16 protein-coding genes are annotated in these 18273 nt (G+C 71.5%); 4 read left to right on the forward strand and 12 right to left on the reverse strand.

Going from position 1 to position 18273, the window contains the following annotated elements:
* Positions 1-89: 89 nt before the first annotated feature.
* Positions 90-1589 carry a tetratricopeptide repeat-containing sulfotransferase family protein gene (locus tag KB893_RS03980; protein WP_211926192.1) on the forward strand — a complete coding sequence of 500 codons (1500 nt, stop codon included), beginning with the start codon at positions 90-92 and terminating at the stop codon, positions 1587-1589.
* Between the two features lie 18 nt (positions 1590-1607).
* Here the strand turns inward: KB893_RS03980 and KB893_RS03985 are convergent, their stop codons facing one another.
* Complete coding sequence (locus KB893_RS03985; protein WP_211926193.1) at positions 1608-2087, reverse strand: peroxiredoxin; 480 nt, start codon at positions 2085-2087, stop codon at positions 1608-1610.
* A gap of 160 nt (positions 2088-2247) precedes the next feature.
* Between KB893_RS03985 and KB893_RS03990 the strand changes: the two genes are divergently transcribed.
* On the forward strand, positions 2248-2700 hold the full coding sequence (locus tag KB893_RS03990) for an Hsp20/alpha crystallin family protein (protein WP_211926194.1): 453 nt from the start codon (positions 2248-2250) through the stop codon (positions 2698-2700).
* Positions 2701-2826: 126 nt separating this feature from the next.
* The gene (locus KB893_RS03995) at positions 2827-3711 is read left to right on the forward strand and encodes a DnaJ C-terminal domain-containing protein (protein ID WP_211926195.1); all 885 of its coding nucleotides are present in this window, start codon (positions 2827-2829) and stop codon (positions 3709-3711) included.
* A 21-nt stretch (positions 3712-3732) separates the two neighbouring features.
* Here KB893_RS03995 and KB893_RS04000 read toward each other — a convergent pair whose 3' ends face one another.
* The 10 genes from KB893_RS04000 to purB form a co-directional block, all read right to left on the reverse strand.
* Positions 3733-5097 carry a phospholipase D-like domain-containing protein gene (locus KB893_RS04000; protein WP_211926196.1) on the reverse strand — a complete coding sequence of 455 codons (1365 nt, stop codon included), beginning with the start codon at positions 5095-5097 and terminating at the stop codon, positions 3733-3735.
* A 40-nt stretch (positions 5098-5137) separates the two neighbouring features.
* Positions 5138-5533, reverse strand: coding sequence for a response regulator (locus KB893_RS04005; RefSeq protein ID WP_211926197.1), 396 nt, complete (start codon positions 5531-5533; stop codon positions 5138-5140).
* 134 nt (positions 5534-5667) lie between these two features.
* The gene (locus KB893_RS04010) at positions 5668-6267 is read right to left on the reverse strand and encodes an LOG family protein (RefSeq protein ID WP_211926213.1); all 600 of its coding nucleotides are present in this window, start codon (positions 6265-6267) and stop codon (positions 5668-5670) included.
* Positions 6268-6371: 104 nt separating this feature from the next.
* Positions 6372-7796, reverse strand: coding sequence for a dihydrolipoyl dehydrogenase (gene lpdA, locus KB893_RS04015; protein WP_211926198.1), 1425 nt, complete (start codon positions 7794-7796; stop codon positions 6372-6374).
* A gap of 110 nt (positions 7797-7906) precedes the next feature.
* Complete coding sequence (gene sucB, locus KB893_RS04020) at positions 7907-9145, reverse strand: dihydrolipoyllysine-residue succinyltransferase (RefSeq protein ID WP_211926199.1); 1239 nt, start codon at positions 9143-9145, stop codon at positions 7907-7909.
* Positions 9146-9202: 57 nt separating this feature from the next.
* Complete coding sequence (locus tag KB893_RS04025; RefSeq protein ID WP_338026844.1) at positions 9203-12043, reverse strand: 2-oxoglutarate dehydrogenase E1 component; 2841 nt, start codon at positions 12041-12043, stop codon at positions 9203-9205.
* A gap of 146 nt (positions 12044-12189) precedes the next feature.
* Positions 12190-12681: a DUF7931 domain-containing protein gene (locus tag KB893_RS04030; protein WP_211926201.1), complete on the reverse strand. Its 492-nt coding sequence runs from the start codon at positions 12679-12681 to the stop codon at positions 12190-12192.
* A gap of 16 nt (positions 12682-12697) precedes the next feature.
* The gene (locus tag KB893_RS04035; RefSeq protein WP_211926202.1) at positions 12698-13138 is read right to left on the reverse strand and encodes a GNAT family N-acetyltransferase; all 441 of its coding nucleotides are present in this window, start codon (positions 13136-13138) and stop codon (positions 12698-12700) included.
* On the reverse strand, positions 13135-14325 hold the full coding sequence (locus KB893_RS04040; RefSeq protein WP_338026845.1) for a JmjC domain-containing protein: 1191 nt from the start codon (positions 14323-14325) through the stop codon (positions 13135-13137). The genes KB893_RS04035 and KB893_RS04040 overlap by 4 nt, the downstream gene beginning before the upstream one ends.
* 1 nt (position 14326) lies before the next feature.
* Complete coding sequence (gene purB, locus KB893_RS04045) at positions 14327-15706, reverse strand: adenylosuccinate lyase (RefSeq protein WP_211926203.1); 1380 nt, start codon at positions 15704-15706, stop codon at positions 14327-14329.
* Between the two features lie 205 nt (positions 15707-15911).
* Here purB and KB893_RS04050 point away from each other — a divergent pair, with 205 nt between their 5' ends.
* Positions 15912-17318 (forward strand): class II fumarate hydratase, encoded by a 1407-nt coding sequence (locus KB893_RS04050; RefSeq protein WP_211926204.1) that lies wholly within the window; start codon positions 15912-15914, stop codon positions 17316-17318.
* Positions 17319-17401: 83 nt separating this feature from the next.
* On the opposite strand, the gene KB893_RS04055 is transcribed toward KB893_RS04050, so the two are convergent.
* Positions 17402-18253, reverse strand: coding sequence for a DUF4097 family beta strand repeat-containing protein (locus KB893_RS04055; protein ID WP_211926205.1), 852 nt, complete (start codon positions 18251-18253; stop codon positions 17402-17404).
* Positions 18254-18273: the final 20 nt, after the last annotated feature.

An 18273-nucleotide genomic window follows, 5' to 3' on the forward strand; every position in this document is an offset into this window, starting at 1 on the left:
AGGCTCGAATGATGGACATGCGGTCGCAGCGGCGCTGGCAGCGCGCAGACGGATACTTCGCCGCCCGGCAGTGGCCGGCCGCAAAGGCGATGCTGGAGTCGATCGTGGCCGCACAGCCCGACGATGCCCGTGCCTGGCTGCAGCTTTCCTACGTCGAAAGCTGGCTCGGCGGCCACCGGGCTGCGCGCAGCGCGGTCCTGCAGGCGCATGCGCTGGCGCCGACCGATCCGGAGCGGCTGGTCGAGCTCGCGTCGCGGCTGCGGACCTTCAATCTGATCCCCGAGCTGCATGCGCTGGTCGCGCGACTGCCGCCGCCGGAGCGACTGCCGATCCCGGTGCTGCTGGGGCTGGCCGCGGTGCTGAGCTACATCAACGACCAGACCGGCGCGTTGCGCCTTCTCGACGAGGCGGTGCGTGCGGATCCGGACTACCCGCCCAGCCGGGTGAGCCGTGCGCAGGTGCTCGGCTACTTCGGGCGCAACAAGGAGGCGGCCCGGGACCTCGAGGCCTGCCTGGCGCGTGCGCCGGGGCTCGCGCAGGCGCACTGGCACCGCAGCCGGCTGCGTCGCCAGAGCGCGGAGCGCAACCACGTGCGCGAACTCGAGGTGCAGCTCGGACGGGTGCCTCGCGGCAGCGACGAGGAGGCGCTGCTCGCCTTCGCCCTGCACAAGGAGTGCGACGACATCGGCCGCACGGAACAGGCCTGGGCAGCACTGGAGCGCGGCTGCCGGGCCAAGCGCGCGCGCCTGCCGTACTCGGCGGCGGAATCGCGGACCCTGGTGGATGGGCTGGTCGCGCGCTGCGACGCGGCGTTCATGGCGGCGGAAGACGCTGCCGCGCCGGCGGCGGACGCGGTGGTTCCGGTCTTCATCGTCGGCATGCACCGCTCCGGGACCACGCTGCTCGAACGCATCCTCGCCGGGCACAGTGCCGTGCACGACGCCGGCGAACTCTACGACTTCACCGCACAGATGCGCCTGGCGACCGACCACCACTGCCGCGGACCGATCGACGGCGAGATCGTCGCGCGCGCCGGCTCGGTCGACTACACCGTCGTGGGTGCCGGCTACCTCGCCGGACTCGACTGGCGCCGGAACGGTCGCCGCTTCGTCAGCGACAAGCTGCCGTCGAACTTCCTCAATCTCGGCTTCATCCGCCGCGCGCTGCCGCAGGCCCGGATCCTGCACATGACGCGCGATCCGATGGATACCTGCTTTTCCAACCTGCGCGAACTGTTCTCCGATGCCTGCGCCTATTCCTACGACCAGGCCGAACTCGCGGACTACTTCCTGCAGTACCGCAGGCTGATGGCGCACTGGCACGCCGTCATGCCGGGCGCCATCCTCGATGTCGGCTATGCCGACCTCGTCGCCGAACCGGAAGCGGCGGCACGTCGGATCCTGGCGTTCTGCGGTCTGGACTACGAGCCTGGCGTGATCCGCATCGAAGAGGCCGGCGGCGCGGTCGCGACCGCCAGCAGTCCGCAGATCCACGGTGGCATCCACCGCCGCGGATTCGGCGCCTGGCGCCGCTACGAGCGCCAGTTGGAGCCGCTGCGGCGCGCGCTGGGCGACGCGGCGCCGCAGTGAACCGATCGGCGGCGTCGTTCAGTCCAGCTGGGCGAGCACGTGCTCGGCGCTGGAGGTGCGGAACTCGCCCGGTGCCTCGACGTTGAGGAGGCGCACCACGCCGTCCTCGGCGTAGAGCGCGAAGCGCTTGCAGCGCATGCCCATGCCGAAGGCGGTGGCGTCCATCTCCAGGCCCAGCGCCCGGGTGAACTCGCCGTTGCCGTCGGCGAGCATGCGGATGCCCGGCGGCACCTCGGCCGCGTCCGCCCAGGCGCGCATCACGAAGGCATCGTTGACCGAGAGGCAGGCGACCTCGATCCCGCGGCGGTCGAACTCGGGCATGGCCTCCACGAAACCGGGCAGGTGCTTGGCCGAGCAGGTCGGGGTGAAGGCGCCCGGCACGCCGAACAGCACCACCTTGCGGTCGCGGAAGACGCTTTCGGTATCGACGGTGCGGACCCCGTCGTCGAGCACGTTGAAGTTGGCGTTGGGGAGGCTGTCGCCGACCTGGATCGTCATGGATGTCCTTGGCTCCGGCCCAGTGCCGGCAGATGAACACAGTCTAGCCGCGCGGCGGCGGGCGGGCGCCCGCTGCCGGGGTTGAACTTGAAGCGTCGCCGCCGGGCCACATCTACCGGCCATCGGTGGCCACGGGCCGCCCCCATGTTCGGAGACATCCATGACCATCGTTCGCAATCCCGCCCGGGCCTGGACCCGGGTTCCGGCCGCCACCGCGCAGGCCGAACTCCGCCAGCTCTTCGGCCGCGTCTTCGGCGACGAGCAGGCGGCCGCCGACGCCGCGCCGTCGCGCTGGGCGCCGCGTGTCGACATCCGCGAGGAGGCCGGGCGCTTCGTCATCCTCGCCGACCTGCCGGGCGTCGACCCGCAGTCGATCGAGGTGCAGATGGACGCCGGCGAGCTCACCATCAGCGGCGAGCGCGCCATCGAGGCGCCTGGCGAGGGCGCACGCACGCTGCGCAGCGAGCGTTCGCAGGGTACGTTCCAGCGCCGCTTCACGCTGCCCGACAGCGTCGATGCGGACGGCATCGTCGCCACCGGCCGCCACGGTGTGCTGGAAGTCGTGATCCCGAAGAAGCCCGAGATCCAGCCGCGCCGCATCCAGGTGCAGTGAGCGGCGGTCCGCATCGGCTTCGGCCGGTGCGGGCGGGGCCTTAGAATCGGCCCGCGGCGCCCCCGCGGGCCTTTTCGTTTCCGTTCCCCCGGCGACCCGCGCGTCGCCCCTTCCACGGACCATCGCATGCAGTTCAAGGACTACTACGAGACCCTCGGCGTCGAACAGACCGCCGGCGATGCCGAGATCAAGACGGCCTACCGCCGGCTCGCGCGCAAGTACCACCCGGACGTGAGCAAGGAGCAGGGGGCCGAGGAGCGGTTCAAGGCCATCAACGAGGCCTACGAGGTACTGCGCGACAGGGACAAGCGCGCCGCCTACGACCAGCTGCGCTCGCGCGGCTACCGGCCGGGCGAGGAGTTCCAGCCGCCGCCGAACTTCGGCCAGGGCGGCCCGGGTGGCTTCAACTTCGAGGAGGTGTTCGGCGGCGGTGCGGGCGCCGGCGGCGCCGGGTTCAGCGACTTCTTCGAGTCGCTGTTCGGGCAGCGGCGCGGCGCGGGCGCGCGCGGCACACGCGGACCGCAGGCGGGCGGGGACACCCGCGCCAAGCTGTCGATTCCGCTGGAGCTGGCCTACACCGGGGGGCAGCAGCGCCTCGACGTCGGCGGGCGCATGCTCGACGTGCGGATCCCCGCCGGCATCCGTCCCGGGCAGGTGATCCGCCTGGCCGGGCAGGGCAGCGGCGGCGGCAACCTGCTGCTGGAGATCGACTTCCGCGCGCATCCGCAGTTCGAGGTCGACGGCCGCAACATCCTGCACACGCTGCAGGTCGCCCCGTGGGAGGCCGCGCTGGGCGCGACGGTGCAGGTGCCGACCCTCGGCGGCAACGTCGAGCTCAGGATCCCGCCGGATTCCGATGCCGGCCGCAAGCTGCGCCTGCGCGGCCGCGGCCTGCCGGGCACGCCCGCCGGCGACCAGATCGTCGAACTCGAGATCCGCGCGCCCAGGGCCACCACCGATGCGCAGCGCGCGCTCTACCGCGACATGGCCAGGGCCTTCGAGTCGGCCTGACCTGTCCGCTCGTGCCGGCGATCAGAGCTGGAAGGCGAGGGTGGTGACCAGGCCTTCGGCGGTGTCGCGCAGCACCCCGGGCCGATCGGCGACGTAGCCGCGCGCGCGGTCGCGGGCGAGCGCTTCGATCCAGCCCGCGAGCCAGGCGATGTCGTCGCCGTCGTGGAAGACGACGCCCGCCTCGTGGTTGAGCAGCAGGCTGCGCGGATCGAGGTTGAAGGAGCCGCACAGCGCCAGGCGGTCGTCGAAGACCAGGGCCTTGGCGTGGACCATGGCGTCGACCAGGCTGACCGTCGCGCCCGCCGCGGCGAGCTGGCGTAGCGCCCGGTGCCGCGCGAAGTCGGCGAGGCGATGGTTGCTGCGGGAGGGGATCACCAGGTGCACGTCGACGCCGCGGCGCGCGGCGAGCCGCAGCGCGGTCAGCAGGCCGTCGTCGGGCACGAAGTACGGGGTCACGGCCAGGATCCGCCGGCGCGCGTGCCAGCAGCCGGCGACGATCAACGCGTGCGCGGTGTCCTCGAGCTGGTCCGGTCCGCTCGGCAGGAACTGCGCGAGCCGGCCGTGCTCGGGCTGCGCGGGCGGCGCCAGTGGCGGCGCCCCGCGGCCGGTGGCGGCGAGCCAGTCGGCATCGAAGCGACGTGCTGCCGCCCCCGCGACGGCGCCCTTGAGATCGAAGCTGAGGTCGATCCACGGCGCCTCCCCGGCCCGGCCGAGGAAGTATTCGTCGGCGACGTTGCGTCCGCCGCTCCACAGGCGCGCGCCGTCGGCGATGGTGAGCTTGCGGTGGTTGCGCAGGTTTCGGGGGGCATCGCTGCGCAGCCGGGTGAGCGGGCGGAACAGCTCGACCTCGCCGCCCGCCTCTCGCAGCCGGCGGATGTCGGCCCATGGCAGCAGGGCGATGCTCAGGCCGTCGACCAGCACGCGCACGTGCACGCCGGCTTCGGCGCGTGCGCGCAGCCGCTGCATGACCTCGTGGCCGATGCCGTCGCGGGCGATGATGAAGCTGCACAGGTCGAGGCGCGCGCGGGCGGCGTCGATCGTGTCGAGCAGAGCCTGGCGTGCGGCACGGCCGTCGGCGTGGAAACGAACGGTTGCCGGCGCGGCCGGTTCGAGCTCGAAGGCCGCGGTCAGGGCCTGTGCCCAGCTGGCGACGGCCCCGGGCGCCGGTGCTGCCCGATGACGCGGCAGGCGCGGGAGCTTGCGCCGTCCGAAGCTCAGGTACAGCGGCAGGGCGAGCCACGGTACCAGGAGCAGGGAGAGCACCCAGGCGACCGCGCCCGCCGGCGCGCGGCGCTCGCGCGCGGCCCGGCTGCCGAGGATGTAGACCAGCACCGCGAGCGTGCTGGCGAAGAGATGGGAGGTGGTGAGGGCGGACCACGAGAACATGGCCCGCGAGCCTAGCAGGCGGGCGGGCGCCCGCCGTGGATCACGCCTTGGGCGCGGCCTCGCCGCTGGCGGCCGGCTGCAGCAGGTCGCGGATGACCTCGGTCAGCTGGGCCTCGTTGAAGGGCTTGGTGATGTAGGCCCTGGCGCCCTGGCGCATGCCCCACACCTTGTCGGTCTCCTGGTCCTTGGTGGTGACCAGCACGATCGGGATGTGGCCGGTGGCCGCGTCCTTGCTGATCGAGCGCGTCGCCTGGAAGCCGTTGAGGTTCGGCATGACCACGTCCATCAGGATCAGGTCCGGCAGTTCGCGCTTGGCGACCTCCACACCCGCGGCGCCGTCCTCGGCGCACAGCGGCTCGTGGCCGAGCTTCTCGACGATGCGCTTCATGCCCGCGAGCTGGGAGGGGGAGTCGTCGACGATGAGGATGCGTGCCATGGGTGTCCTGGCGCCTGGGCGCGTGCGGGCGCGGCTGCGCCGATGGTGCGCGAATTGTAGCGGTCCGCGCCGCGCGGTTGAACCGGCGGTGAAAGGCCGATGTCGGCCGGGTGACGGCTGTCGCGCCGCCGTGCTCAGCCGGCCTGCGTCTGCTCGGCGGCCGGGGGCACGATCCACTTCGAGACCGGCTCCACCCGGTAGCTCTGCATCCAGTCCAGCAGCGCGTCGATGTCGTCGCCGATCCAGACGTTGGCGCGCTGCGCGGCCCTGAGGAAGCCCTCGGCGACCATGTGGTCGAGCATCGCCTCGAGGTGACCGTAGTAGCCGGCGACGTCGAGGAAGGCGCAGGGCCGCGCGTGCATGCCGAGCTGGGTCCAGGTCAGCACCTCGAAGATCTCCTCCATCGTGCCGAAGCCGCCGGGCAGGGCGACGAAGCCCTGCGCGCGCTCGAACATGCGCGTCTTGCGCTGGTGCATGGTCTCCACGACCACCAGTTCGGTCAGCCCGGAGTGGGCGACCTCGGCCTCCACCAGCTGGCGCGGGATTACGCCGAAGGCGCGGCCGCCATCGGCGAGCACGGCATCGGCGACCGTGCCCATCAGGCCGACGCGGCCGCCGCCGTAGACCAGTTCCAGGCCGCGTCCGGCGAGCGCGCGGCCGAAGGCGCGCGCCCGGTCGGCGTAGACGGGCAGGCGCCCGGAGTTGGAGCCGCAGTAGACGCAGACGGCGGAGATCGGATCGCTCATGGTGTCCTCGTGCCGGCCCGGGCCGGAAAGCGAGAACCCCGGCGCTGAGCCGGGGTCCTGGGAGCGACGCGGCGCGGAAGGCGCCGGCGTCGTCAGTTCGCCTTGTGGATGGCGCGCTTGTCGACGGCGAGCGCCGCCTCGTGCACGGCTTCCGACAGGGTCGGGTGGGCGTGGACGATGCGCGCGAGGTCCTCGGCGGCGCCCTTGAACTCCATGGTCACCACCGCCTCGGCGATCAGCTCGGAGACGTTGGCGCCGACCATGTGCACGCCGAGCACGCGGTCGGTCTCGGCGTGGGCGAGCATCTTGACCATGCCGGCCGGCTCGTTCATCGCCACCGCACGGCCGACCGCCGCGAACGGGAAGCTGCCGACCTTGTACGGGATGCCCTCGTCCTTGAGCTGCTTCTCGGTCTTGCCGACCCAGGCGATCTCGGGCTCGGTGTAGACGACCCACGGGACGGTGTCCAGGTTGACGTGGCCCGGCAGCCCGGCGATGAGCTCGGCGACCGCGATGCCTTCCTCGAAGCCCTTGTGCGCGAGCATCGGGCCGCGCACGCAGTCGCCGACCGCCCACACGCCCTCGACCGCGGTCTTGCAGTGCGCGTCGACCTCGATGCGGCCGCGGTCGTCGAGCTTGACGCCGCAGTCCTCGGCCAGCAGGCCTTCGGTCGCCGCGCGACGGCCGACCGCGACCAGCAGCCTGTCGACGACCAGCGACTGGTCGGTCTTGCCGTCGTTGTAGGTCAGGTGCACCTCGTCGCCCTGCACCTCGGCCCTGGAGACCTTGGCGCCGAGCTTGATGTCGAGGCCCTGCTTCTTGAACTCCTTGGCGGCGACCTTGGCGACGTCGGCGTCGGCGGCGGCCAGGAACTCCGGCAGCGCCTCCAGCACGGTGACCTCGGCGCCCAGCCGCTTCCACACGCTGCCGAGCTCCAGGCCGATGACGCCGGCGCCGATCACGCCCAGACGCTTGGGCACGGCCTCGAAGTCGAGCGCGCCGGCGTTGTCGACGATGGTCTTGCCATCGAACTTCGCGAACGGCAGCTCGATCGGCACCGAGCCCGAGGCCAGGATCACGTGCTTGCCTTCCAGCGTCTGCGTGCCGCCGTCGGGTGCGGTGACCTCGACCTTGCGGCCGGCCAGCAGGCGGCCCTTGCCGAAGTACGGCGTGACCTTGTTCGCCTTGAACAGCATGGCGACGCCGCCGGTGAACTGCTTCACGATCTTGTCCTTGCGGCCGACCATGGTGCCGACATCGATCGCGGCGTTGCTGGCGGTGATGCCGTGGATCTCGAAGTTGTGCTGCAGGTTGTGGAACTGCTTGGAGGAATCCAGCAGCGCCTTGGACGGGATGCAGCCGACGTTGAGGCAGGTGCCGCCCAGGGCCTGCTTGCCGTCCTTGCCGGCGAAGGCGTCGATGCAGGCGGTCTTCATGCCCAGCTGCGCGGCGCGGATCGCGGCGTGGTAGCCGGCGGGACCGCCGCCGATGACGATGACGTCGAATTGCTCGCTCATGGCTGTTCCTTCTGGAGGCCCGACGCGGCGCGCGCGCGGGCTGAGGTTCCGAGAACCGTCATGCCCGCGGACGCGGGCATGACCGGGGTGGCACGGGACGCCGGCGGCGATCAGAGGCCGACCAGCATCCGGTGCGGGTTCTCGAGCTGGTTCTTGATGTCGACGAGGAACTGCACCGCGTCCTTGCCGTCGATGATGCGGTGATCGTAGGAGAGCGCGATGTACATCATCGGCGCGATCACGATCTGGCCGTTCTCGGCGATCGGACGCTCCTTGATCGCGTGCATGCCCAGGATTGCCGACTGCGGCGGGTTCACGATCGGCGTGGACATCAGCGAGCCGAAGGTGCCGCCGTTGGTGATGGTGAAGGTGCCGCCCTGCAGGTCGTCGAGGCCGAGCTTGCCGTCGCGCGCCTTCTTGGCGAAGCCGGCGATGGTCTTCTCGACGTCGGCGAAGCCCATCGACTCCACGTTGCGCAGCACCGGCGTGACCAGGCCCTTGTCGGTCGAGACCGCCACCGAGATGTCGGCGTAGCCGTGGTAGATGATGTCCTTGTTGTCGACCGAGGCGTTGACGACCGGGTAGCGCTGCAGCGCGTTGGCGCAGGCCTTGGCGAAGAAGCTCATGAAGCCGAGCTTGATGCCGTTGGCCTTCTCGAACTGCTCGTTGAGCGACTTGCGCAGCGCCATGACCTCGCGAAGGTTGACCTCGTTGAAGGTGGTGAGCATCGCGATGGAGTCCTTGGACTGCATCAGGCGCTCGGCGATGCGCTGGCGGATGCGCGTCATCGGCACGCGCTGCTCCGGCCGTGCGCCGCCCGGGGTGGACACGCCGCCGTCCTTGAGGAAGTTGACCAGGTCCTCCTTGGTCACCTGGCCGCGGCGGCCGGTGCCCTCGACGTCCTTCGGGTCGATGCCTTCCTGCTCGGCCACGCGGCGGCCGGCGGGAGACAGGCCGGAGGTGTCGCCCTTGGCCGCGGGCTCGGGCTTGCGCGCGTTGGATTCCTCCTTCGCCGGCGCCGTCTCGCTGGCGGCCTGTGCGGGCGCCTGGCCCTTGTCCTTGCCCTCGGTCTCGTCCTTGGCCGGTGCGGCTTCGGTGGCGGCCGCGGCGGCGCCTTCCTCGATCACCGCGATGACCTGCTGGCCGGTGACGGTGTCGCCCTCGGCCACCTTGAGCTCCTTGAGCACGCCGTCCGCGGGAGCCGGGACCTCGAGCACGACCTTGTCGGTCTCGAGGTCGACCAGGTTCTCGTCGCGCTTGACCGCGTCGCCGGGCTTCTTGTGCCAGCCGGCGATGACCGCGTCGGCGACGGATTCGGGAAGGACCGGGACTTTGACTTCGATGCTCATGGGTGGCTTTCCTGGGTCAATGCAGTGCTGTTGTAGGGGGCAGGCATCCGGCCGCGGTCAGTCGGTGCCGGGGTCGCCGTCGAGCGTGCCGGTGAGGGCGTCGGCGACCAGCTTGGCCTGCTCTGCGGCATGGGTGTTGGCGTGGCCGGCGGCCGGCGCGGCGGAGCGGGCGCGGCCGGCGTAGTGCAGGGACTGCCTGGCGCCGATGCAGGCGCTGAGGTGGTGGCGGATCTGGTACCACGCGCCCTGGTTGAGCGGCTCTTCCTGGCACCAGACGACGTCGGTCGCCGACGCCAGGCGCTCGAGCTCGGCCGCGACCTCGGTCCGCGGGAACGGATACAGCTGCTCCACGCGCAGCAGCGCGACCTGGTCCAGGCCCTGCTTCTCGGCTTCCTCGAGCAGGTCGTAGTAGACGCGGCCCGAGCACAGCACCACGCGCTTGATCTTCTTCGGGGCCGCGACGCGCGCGTCCGGGATCATGCGCTGGAAGCCGCCATCGGCCAGCTCGTCGAGCGTGGAGATCGCGAGCTTGTGGCGCAGCAGCGACTTCGGCGTCATCACGATCAGCGGCTTGCGCGTGGCGCGCTTCATCTGCCGGCGGATCATGTGGAAGGCCTGCGCAGGGGTGGTGGGCACGCACACCTGCATGTTGTTCAGCGCGCACAGCTGCAGGAAGCGCTCGAGGCGCGCGGAGCTGTGCTCCGGACCCTGGCCCTCGTAGCCGTGCGGCAGGAACAGCGCGAGCCCGCACAGGCGGCCCCACTTCGCTTCGCCGGAGCTGATGAACTGGTCGATCACCACCTGCGCGCCGTTGGCGAAGTCGCCGAACTGGCCTTCCCAGATGCACAGCGTGCGCGGGTCGGCGGTGGCGAAGCCGTACTCGAAGCCCATCACCGCCTCCTCGCTGAGCAGCGAGTCGATGATCTCCACGTCCTCGGCGCGCTTGCCCAGGTCGCGCAGCGGCAGCACGGTGCGGCCGGTGGCCTGGTCGTGGACCACGGCGTGGCGATGGAAGAAGGTGCCGCGGCCGGAATCCTGGCCGACCAGGCGCAGCTTGAAGCCTTCCTCGACGAGGGTGGCGTAGGCCAGGTTCTCGGCGAAGCCCCAGTCCATGGCCTGCTCGCCGGCGGCCATCCTGCGGCGGTCGTCGTAGATCTTGGCGACGCGCGCATGCGGCTTGACGCTCTCGGGCAGGGTGTTGATCCGCTGCGCCAGGCGGTCGAGCGTCTCGCGCGGCACCGCGGTCTCCACGGCGTCGGCGAGGCTGCCCTTGAGGTAGGGCGACCAGTCGGTGCTGCTGAAGGAGGTGTCCGGCCGGGCCAGGTCGGCGGCGGCCACGGCACCTTCGTCGAGCCCCTTGCGGTAGGCGTCGACCAGCGCCTGCGCCTCGTCCCCGGCGATCACGCCCTCGCCCTGCAGGCGCTGGGCGTAGAGATCGCGCGTGGTCTTGCGCGCGCGGATGGTCTTGTACATCAGCGGCTGCGTGGCCGCCGGCTCGTCGGCCTCGTTGTGGCCGTGGCGGCGATAGCAGACGAGGTCGATGACGACATCCTTCTTGAACTGCTGGCGGAAGTCGAGCGCGAGCTTGGCGCAGTAGGCCACCGCGTCCGGATCGTCGCCGTTCACGTGCAGGATCGGCGCGCCGACCATCTTGGCGACGTCGGTGCAGTACAGCGTGGAGCGGGCGTCGTCGGGGCGGCTGGTGGTGAAGCCGACCTGGTTGTTGATCACCACGTGCACGGTGCCGCCGACGGCGAAGCCGCGCGCCTGCGACATCTGGAACAGCTCCATCACCACGCCCTGGCCGGCGAAGGCGGCGTCGCCGTGGATCAGGATCGGCATGACCTGGTCGTGCGTCGCGTCCTGGCGGTTCATCTGCCGGGCGCGTACGGAGCCTGCGACCACCGGGTCGACGATCTCCAGGTGCGAGGGGTTGAAGGCCAGCGCCAGGTGCACGCCCTTGCCCTCGGGCGCGACGTCGGCGGAGAAGCCCATGTGGTACTTCACGTCGCCGGAGTGCGCCGGGTCGTCGACGTGCTCGAAGCGGCCCTCGAACTCGGCGAAGAGCTGCTGCGGCGGCTTGCCGAGCACGTTGACCAGCAGGTTCAGGCGGCCGCGGTGGGCCATGCCGATGACGATCTCCTTGATCCCGCCGACGCCGGCGTCGTGGATCAGGGTGTCCATCATCGGGATCAGGCTGTCGCCGCCCTCGAGCGAGAAGCGCTTCTGGCCGACGTACTTGGTGTGCAGGTAGCGCTCCAGCCCCTCCGCGGCGGTGAGCCGTTCGAGGATGCGCTTGCGCTGCTGGGTGCCGAAGCCGAACTGGCCGGCGGTGCGCTCGAGCCTGCTCCACACCCAGCGCCGCTGCTCGGTGTCGGTGATGTGCATGAACTCCGCGCCGATCGAGGCGCAGTAGGTCGCGCGCAGGCGCTCGACCAGTTCACGCAGGCGCAGGCGCTCGGGACCGCCGAACGGGCCGGTCGGGAACTCGACGTCGAGGTCGGCCTTGCCCAGGCCGTGGAATTCGATCCCGAGGTCGGGCGCCTCCGGCTTCTCGCGCATGCCCAGCGGATCGAGGTCCGCGGCGAGATGGCCGCGCGAGCGGTAGGCGGTGATCAGCTTCTGCACCGCGCCCTGCTTGCGCGCGTCGGCGTCGCCGCCCGGGGCGGCCGGGGCCATGCGCCCGGCCTGCTTCGCGGCCTCGGCGATCTGCGCGATCACCGCCGAATGCGGCAGGTCGCGCGCCTCGCGGCCCTTGACGTCGTCGAAGTAGCGTTTCCACTCCGGCCCGATGCTGTCCGGCGCGACCAGGTACTGCTCGTACAGGTCCTCGATGTATGCGGCATTGCCGCCGCCGAGCTGGGAGGTGCGGGAGAACTGCTTCAGTAGATTGTCCACGGCAGAGGCTGGCCTAGCGATCGAGTCTTGGGATGTGGATCCGGAGGCTGGGCGACGGGCCGTGGGGGCGAAACGAGAACGGCGTTCGCCGCGTCGCAGCATGAATCCTCGGGAGTATAGTCCTTGACCTCGCCACCCGGAACCGCTTACAGGCCCAGCGCGCGCAGTTCGACGCAGGGCCGGGCGCGTTCCCAGAGGGTGTCGAAGTGCATCTGCAGCTGGCGCGCGCGGGCCGGATCGCCCAGCGTCGCCTCGCCCTCGGAGCGGCCGGCGACGGGATGGAACAGCGCGTCCCCGCCGTCGCCGGCAAGATAGGCGGACGGGTAGTCCAGGTCGACGGCTTCCTCGACCACCCGCACCTGCAGCGCGCTCGACAGCCGCTGGACCAGCGGGATCAGGGCGTGCTGGTCGCGGGCGAGGAGGCCGGGGTTCTGGACCAGGAACAGCGCCTGCCCGCCGCGCCCGGCGATCGCGAAGGCCTTGAAGGCCTCCACCATCGCAGGCTGCGCGTAGAGTGTGGGGTCGAGGTTCGGGCTCAGCACGCTGAGGCGGCGGCGGGCGCCGCGCACGATCCGCAGCGCGGTGTCCAGGGCGACGTCCCGGCTGCGGACCGCGAAATGCTGGCTGTCGTCGCTCATCGGCACGGACCCCGGATCAGGTGGACAGGGCGCGCCGCATCCGGCGGTGCGCGATCCCAGCCTCCATGAACTCGTCTCCATACGCGGTGAAGCCGGCGCGCGCGTAGAAGGGAATCGCCTGGACCTGGGCGTGCAGGCTCACCTCGTCCCAGCCGCGACGCACGGCCTCCTCGACCAGCGCCTGCAGCAGTGCGCTGGCGACGCCGCGGCCGCGCCAGGCCTGCAGGACCGCCATTCGGCCGATCTTGCGCTCCGGGGTCAGGCGGCCGGTGCCGACGGGCGATCCCGAGGCGTCGAACGCGAGCACGTGGAAGCAGTGCGGGTCGAGCGCGTCCCATTCCTCCTCGATCGGCACCGCCTGTTCGACCACGAACACCGGCTCGCGCACCGCGCGCAGGGCGGGAAAGTCGCGGGTGTAGTCGGCCGGGCGGACCCGCCAGCCGGCGTCGGCGCTCATCGCCGCCTCCGTGCCGGAGCGATCGCGTAGTGGCCACGGGCGGCGAGGACCTCGAGCGCGGCGCGTCCGCGCGCGTCCAGGCGCGCGAGCGCAGCGGCGTCGAGTTCGTCCGCGGCGGCGAGTGCGCGGGCGCTGGCCGTGCCCATCGCGAAGGCGTCGCCGTGCGCGTAGAGCACCCCGCCGCGGCCGGCGCGCGCCCAGGCGTGGCGGGCGTGGGGATGCCGGACCAGGCGCCCGCCCGCCTGCAGGCGGCGCTCGATGTCGGCCGGGCGCAGCGGGCGCGGCGGCGCGGCGATGTCGCCGGCGCTGCGGTAGGTGGTCATGAAGCCGCCGAACCAGTCGCGCAGCGCCGCGTCGGGCAGCTCGCGCAGGCCCACGAGCGCCGCGCGCACGCGCTCCAGGGCCGCGGCGTCGATCTCGGTCGGGTCGGTCGGCGGCACCAGGTCGGGGTCGGCGTAGCGCGTCTCCTCGGGCAGCTGCGCCGCAAGGTGTTCGGCGAGATCCACCATGAGCTCGGCGACCGAGGGCGCGCGCATGCCGATCGAGAAGGTCAGGCAGGCATCCTCGGCCACGCCGTGGTGCGGCACGCCCGGCGGCAGGTAGAGCATGTCGCCCGGCGCCAGCACCCACTCGTGGCTGGGGGCGAAGTCGCGCAGCAGCTTGATCTCGACGTCGTCGCGGAAGTCCGCGGGCGGGTTCGGCCGCGCGTCGATCTGCCAGCGCCGGTGGCCGTGGGCCTGCAGCAGGAACACGTCGTACTGGTCGACATGCGCGCCGACCGACCCGCCGGGCGCGGCGAAGCTGACCATGATGTCGTCCACGCGCCAGCGCGGCAGGAAGCCGAACGCCGGCAGCAGCGCGCGCACGTCGGCGTCCCACTTGTCGACGTCCTGCACCAGGAGCGTCCAGTCGTGGTCGGGCAGGCCGGGGAACTCCGCCTCGTCGAAGGGGCCGGTGCGCAGGGCGTAGTGGTCGCGGCGCCGGTCGTGGCTGATGATCCGGGCCAGCACGCCGTCCTCGCAGGCCAGGCCGGCGAGATCCTCCGGCGCGAGCGGGGAGACGAAGTCCGGGAAGGCGCTGCGGATCAGCAGCGGCTTCTTCTGCCAGTAGTCGCGCAGGAAGTCGGCCGCCGGCATGCCGAGCGGCGGCAGGCCACGCGCGTCGACCTCGATGGGATGCCGCGCCACGTCAGATCTCCGCGGCCAGGCGCGCGGCGAGACCGGTGTAGCGTGCCGGCGTCAGCGCCAGCAGTGCGTCCTTCTCGGCCTGCGGCAGGTCCAGACCCTGCACGAAGGCGCGGATCGTCTCGCGGGTCATGCCCTGGCCGCGGGTCAGCGCCTTGAGCTGCTCGTAGGGCTCGGGCAGACCGTGGCGGCGCATGACCGTCTGGATCGGCTCGGCGAGCACCTCCCACGAGGCGTCGAGGTCCTCGGCCAGGCGCGCCTCGTTGGTGCTGAGCTTGCCCAGGCCGCGCTCCAGCGCGTCGACGGCGATCAGGGTGTGCGCGAACGCCGTACCCAGCGCGCGCAGCACGGTGGAGTCGGTGAGGTCGCGCTGCCAGCGGCTGATCGGCAGCTTGGCGGCGAAGTGCTCGAACAGCGCGTTGGCGATGCCGAGGTTGCCCTCGGCGTTCTCGAAGTCGATCGGGTTGACCTTGTGCGGCATGGTCGACGATCCGACCTCGCCCGCCTTCAGCGCCTGCTTGAAATAGCCCTGCGAGATGTAGCCCCAGATGTCGCGGGCCAGGTCGATCAGGACGGTGTTGATGCGCTTGTGCGCGTCCGACAGCTCGGCGATGCCGTCGTGCGGCTCGATCTGGGTGGTGTAGGACATCCAGGCCAGGCCGAGCGACTCGACGAAGCGCCGAGACAGCGTCGGCCACTCGACCTCCGGATACGCGGCCACGTGCGCGTTGTAGTTGCCGACCGCGCCGTTGATCTTGCCGGCGATCTGCACCGCGTCGAGCGTCGCCAGCTGGCGGCGCAGGCGGTGCACCACGTTGGCCAGCTCCTTGCCGACGGTGGTCGGCGAGGCGGTCTGGCCGTGGGTGCGCGAGAGCATCGGCAGCGCCGCGTGGCGATGGGCGAGGTCGCGCAGGGTCTCGACCAGCCCCGCCAGGCGCGGCGCCAGCACGCCGCCCACGCCCTCGGCCAGCATCAGCGCGTAGGACAGGTTGTTGATGTCCTCGGAGGTGCAGGCGAAATGCACGAACTCCAGCGCCGGGCCGAGTTCGGCGTCGTCCTTCAGCCGCTCCTTGATGAAGTACTCGACCGCCTTGACGTCGTGGTTGGTGGTGCGCTCGATCGCCTTGACCCGTGCCGCGTCGTCCACCGAGAAGCCGTCGGCCAGCGCGCGCAGGCGCGCGGCGGCGCCGTCGGAGAAGGCCTCCAGCTCGACGATGCCCGGCTCGGCGGCCAGCGCCAGCAGCCACTCGACCTCGACCCGCACCCGCGCCCGGATCAGGCCGTATTCCGAGAACACCGGACGCAGCGCCTCGACCTTGGCAGCGTAGCGGCCGTCGACCGGCGACAGGGCGAGGAGGGGGGCGGAATCGGCAGTGGTGGACATCGCGCGCTCGTGTCTGCGGCGAGCCGGCAGGCCTCGCTCACCGCGGGAAGGAAGAGGCCGGGGCGGCACGGGTCGCGCGGGCGCCTGCGCCCGTGGATCGCGGCCGGCGATTGTACATCCGCAGGGCGCGCGGCCGGTGCGCGAGAGCGTCACCGGCGCGGCCTATACTCGGTCGCTTCCCCCGCCGCGACGCATTGGAGTGGAGATGAGCAAGCAGCAGACCCGCATCGAGCACGACAGCATGGGCGAGCTCAAGGTGCCCGCCGACGCGCTCTACGCCGCGCAGACCCAGCGCGCGGTGCAGAACTTCCCGATCTCCGGCCTGCGCATGCCGCGCCAGTTCATCCGCGCGCTGGGCCTGATCAAGTCGGCCTGCGCCGCCGCCAACCTCGAGCTCGGCCACCTCGGGAAGGCCGAGGCCAAGGCGATCCGCAAGGCGGCCGAGGTGGTGGCGCGGGGCGAGGTCGATGCGCACTTCCCGATCGACGTGTTCCAGACCGGGTCGGGCACCTCGTCGAACATGAATGCCAACGAGGTCATCGCCACCCTGGCCAATGCAGGCGGCAAGGTCGCGATCCACCCCAACGACCACGTCAACATGGGGCAGAGCTCCAACGACGTCATCCCGACCGCCATCCAGGTCTCCGGCCACCTCGCCGTGCAGGAGCACCTGCTGCCGGCGCTGAAGCACCTGAAGAAGACCATCGAGGCACGCGCGAAGGAGCTGTCGAAGGTCACCAAGACCGGCCGCACCCACCTGATGGACGCGATGCCGGTCACCTTCGGCCAGGAACTGGGCGGCTGGGCGGCGCAGATCGGCTCGGCCATCGAGCGCATCGAGGACGCCGGCAAGCGCCTGCGCCGGCTGCCGCAGGGCGGCACCGCGGTCGGCACCGGGATCAATGCCGATCCGAAGTTCGGGCGCCAGGTCGCCGCGGAGCTGACGACGCTGTCGGGGGTGAAGTTCGAGGCGGCGGCCAATCTCTTCGAGGGCATCTCGGCGCAGGACGCGGCGGTGGAGATGTCCGGCCAGCTCAACACCCTGGCCTGCGTGCTGATGAAGATCGCCAACGATCTGCGCTGGATGAACTCCGGGCCGCTGGCGGGCCTCGGCGAGATCGAGCTGCCGGCGCTGCAGCCGGGCTCGTCGATCATGCCGGGCAAGGTCAACCCGGTGATCCCCGAGGCCACCGCCATGGTCTGCGCCCAGGTGATGGGCAACCACACGACGGTGACGGTGGCGGGCGCCAGCGGCAACTTCCAGCTCAACGTGATGCTGCCGGTGATCGCGCTGAACCTGCTGCAGTCGATCGAGATCCTCGGCAACGCCGGCCGCCAGCTCGCCGATGCGGCGATCGCGGGCTTCCGCGTGCGCGAGGACAACATCCGCGCCGCGCTGGACCGCAACCCGATCCTGGTCACCGCGCTGAATCCGGTGATCGGCTACGAGAAGGGCGCGGCCACCGCAAAGCAGGCCTACAAGGAAGGCCGCCCGATCCTGGAGGTGGCGATGGAGACCACGGGGATGTCGGAGAAGGAGCTCAGGAAGCTTCTCGATCCGGCCGTGCTCGCCAAGGGCGGCATCCACGGCGGCGGCGGCGGGGGCGGCTGAGCCGTCGGCTCCGACCGGGCGCCAACGAGAACGCCCCGGCCTGCCGGGGCGTTTGCGTTCGGGGCCATCGCGGCAGTGCGGGCTCAGTCCTCGGGCACGTCGACCTGGCCGCCGACGCCGCTGTGCCGCACGTCGCCGCTGCCGAGCGTGCGCACCCGGAGGTTGCCGCCCACGCTCTCGACCCGGAGGTCGCCGGAACCGATGGCGCCGGCCTCGACGTTGCCGCCGACGCCGCTGAGCTCGACGTCGCCCGAGCCGATCGAGCCGATGTCCACGTTCCGCTTCACCTCGCGAAGCGTCGCGTCGCCGGAGCCCACGCTGCCGATGCGCGCGTCGCCGTCGATCCCGGTCACCTCGGCGTCGCCGGAACCCACCGCCCCGAGATCCAGCGCGCCGATATCGGAGGCGTCGAGATCGCCCGAGCCGACCGTCGCCTCCAGCGGGCCGCCGAGCTGTTCGACGACCAGATCGCCCGAGCCGACGTTGGCCTCCAGCGAGGCCGCGCCGTGGACGAGGCCGTCGCCGGAGCCGACCTTCATCTCGACCGCAAGGTCATCCGGGATGGCCGCGCGCATCTCGATGTAGGCGTAGTCCGAGCCGAACAGCCGGGTCACGATGGCGCTGTCGTCGCCGTCGCCGCGCTGCGGGCGCACGATCAGGCGCTCGCCCCTGCGCTCCTGGTGGATCTGCAGCCGGTCGAGGTCCTTTTCCGCCGCGGCGCAGGCCCGCGCCTCGACGCGGCCGTCGCCGCTGCCGCTGGCGACCAGGTGCACGGTGTGCGCGCCCCCGTCGACCACCAGGGTCTTGATGCCGGCGAGGTCGAGGGTGGTGTCGCGCGGTGCCTCGTACTCGCACTCGGCTTCGAAGATGTCGTCGGCGTGGGCCGCGGCCGGCGCGAGCAGCAGCGCGCCGGTGCACAGGATGAGATGTTTCATGGTCCCTCCGGATGGGGTGG

Origin of the sequence: Coralloluteibacterium stylophorae (assembly GCF_018122625.2) — a bacterium.
GTDB classification, from domain to species: domain Bacteria; phylum Pseudomonadota; class Gammaproteobacteria; order Xanthomonadales; family Xanthomonadaceae; genus Coralloluteibacterium; species Coralloluteibacterium stylophorae.

Excerpts from the sequence above, each read along its gene's own strand:
- KB893_RS04000 (WP_211926196.1), bottom strand. The coding sequence starts at position 5,097 with ATGTTCTCGTGGTCCGCCCTCACCACCTCCCATCTCTTCGCCAGCACG.
- KB893_RS04055 (WP_211926205.1), bottom strand. The coding sequence starts at position 18,253 with ATGAAACATCTCATCCTGTGCACCGGCGCGCTGCTGCTCGCGCCGGCC.
- KB893_RS03995 (WP_211926195.1), top strand. The coding sequence starts at position 2,827 with ATGCAGTTCAAGGACTACTACGAGACCCTCGGCGTCGAACAGACCGCC.
- sucB (WP_211926199.1), bottom strand. The coding sequence starts at position 9,145 with ATGAGCATCGAAGTCAAAGTCCCGGTCCTTCCCGAATCCGTCGCCGAC.
- KB893_RS04005 (WP_211926197.1), bottom strand. The coding sequence starts at position 5,533 with ATGGCACGCATCCTCATCGTCGACGACTCCCCCTCCCAGCTCGCGGGC.
- KB893_RS04050 (WP_211926204.1), top strand. The coding sequence starts at position 15,912 with ATGAGCAAGCAGCAGACCCGCATCGAGCACGACAGCATGGGCGAGCTC.
- KB893_RS04030 (WP_211926201.1), bottom strand. The coding sequence starts at position 12,681 with ATGAGCGACGACAGCCAGCATTTCGCGGTCCGCAGCCGGGACGTCGCC.
- KB893_RS04035 (WP_211926202.1), bottom strand. The coding sequence starts at position 13,138 with ATGAGCGCCGACGCCGGCTGGCGGGTCCGCCCGGCCGACTACACCCGC.
- KB893_RS03990 (WP_211926194.1), top strand. The coding sequence starts at position 2,248 with ATGACCATCGTTCGCAATCCCGCCCGGGCCTGGACCCGGGTTCCGGCC.
- KB893_RS03980 (WP_211926192.1), top strand. The coding sequence starts at position 90 with ATGCTGGAGTCGATCGTGGCCGCACAGCCCGACGATGCCCGTGCCTGG.
- KB893_RS03985 (WP_211926193.1), bottom strand. The coding sequence starts at position 2,087 with ATGACGATCCAGGTCGGCGACAGCCTCCCCAACGCCAACTTCAACGTG.
- lpdA (WP_211926198.1), bottom strand. The coding sequence starts at position 7,796 with ATGAGCGAGCAATTCGACGTCATCGTCATCGGCGGCGGTCCCGCCGGC.
- purB (WP_211926203.1), bottom strand. The coding sequence starts at position 15,706 with ATGTCCACCACTGCCGATTCCGCCCCCCTCCTCGCCCTGTCGCCGGTC.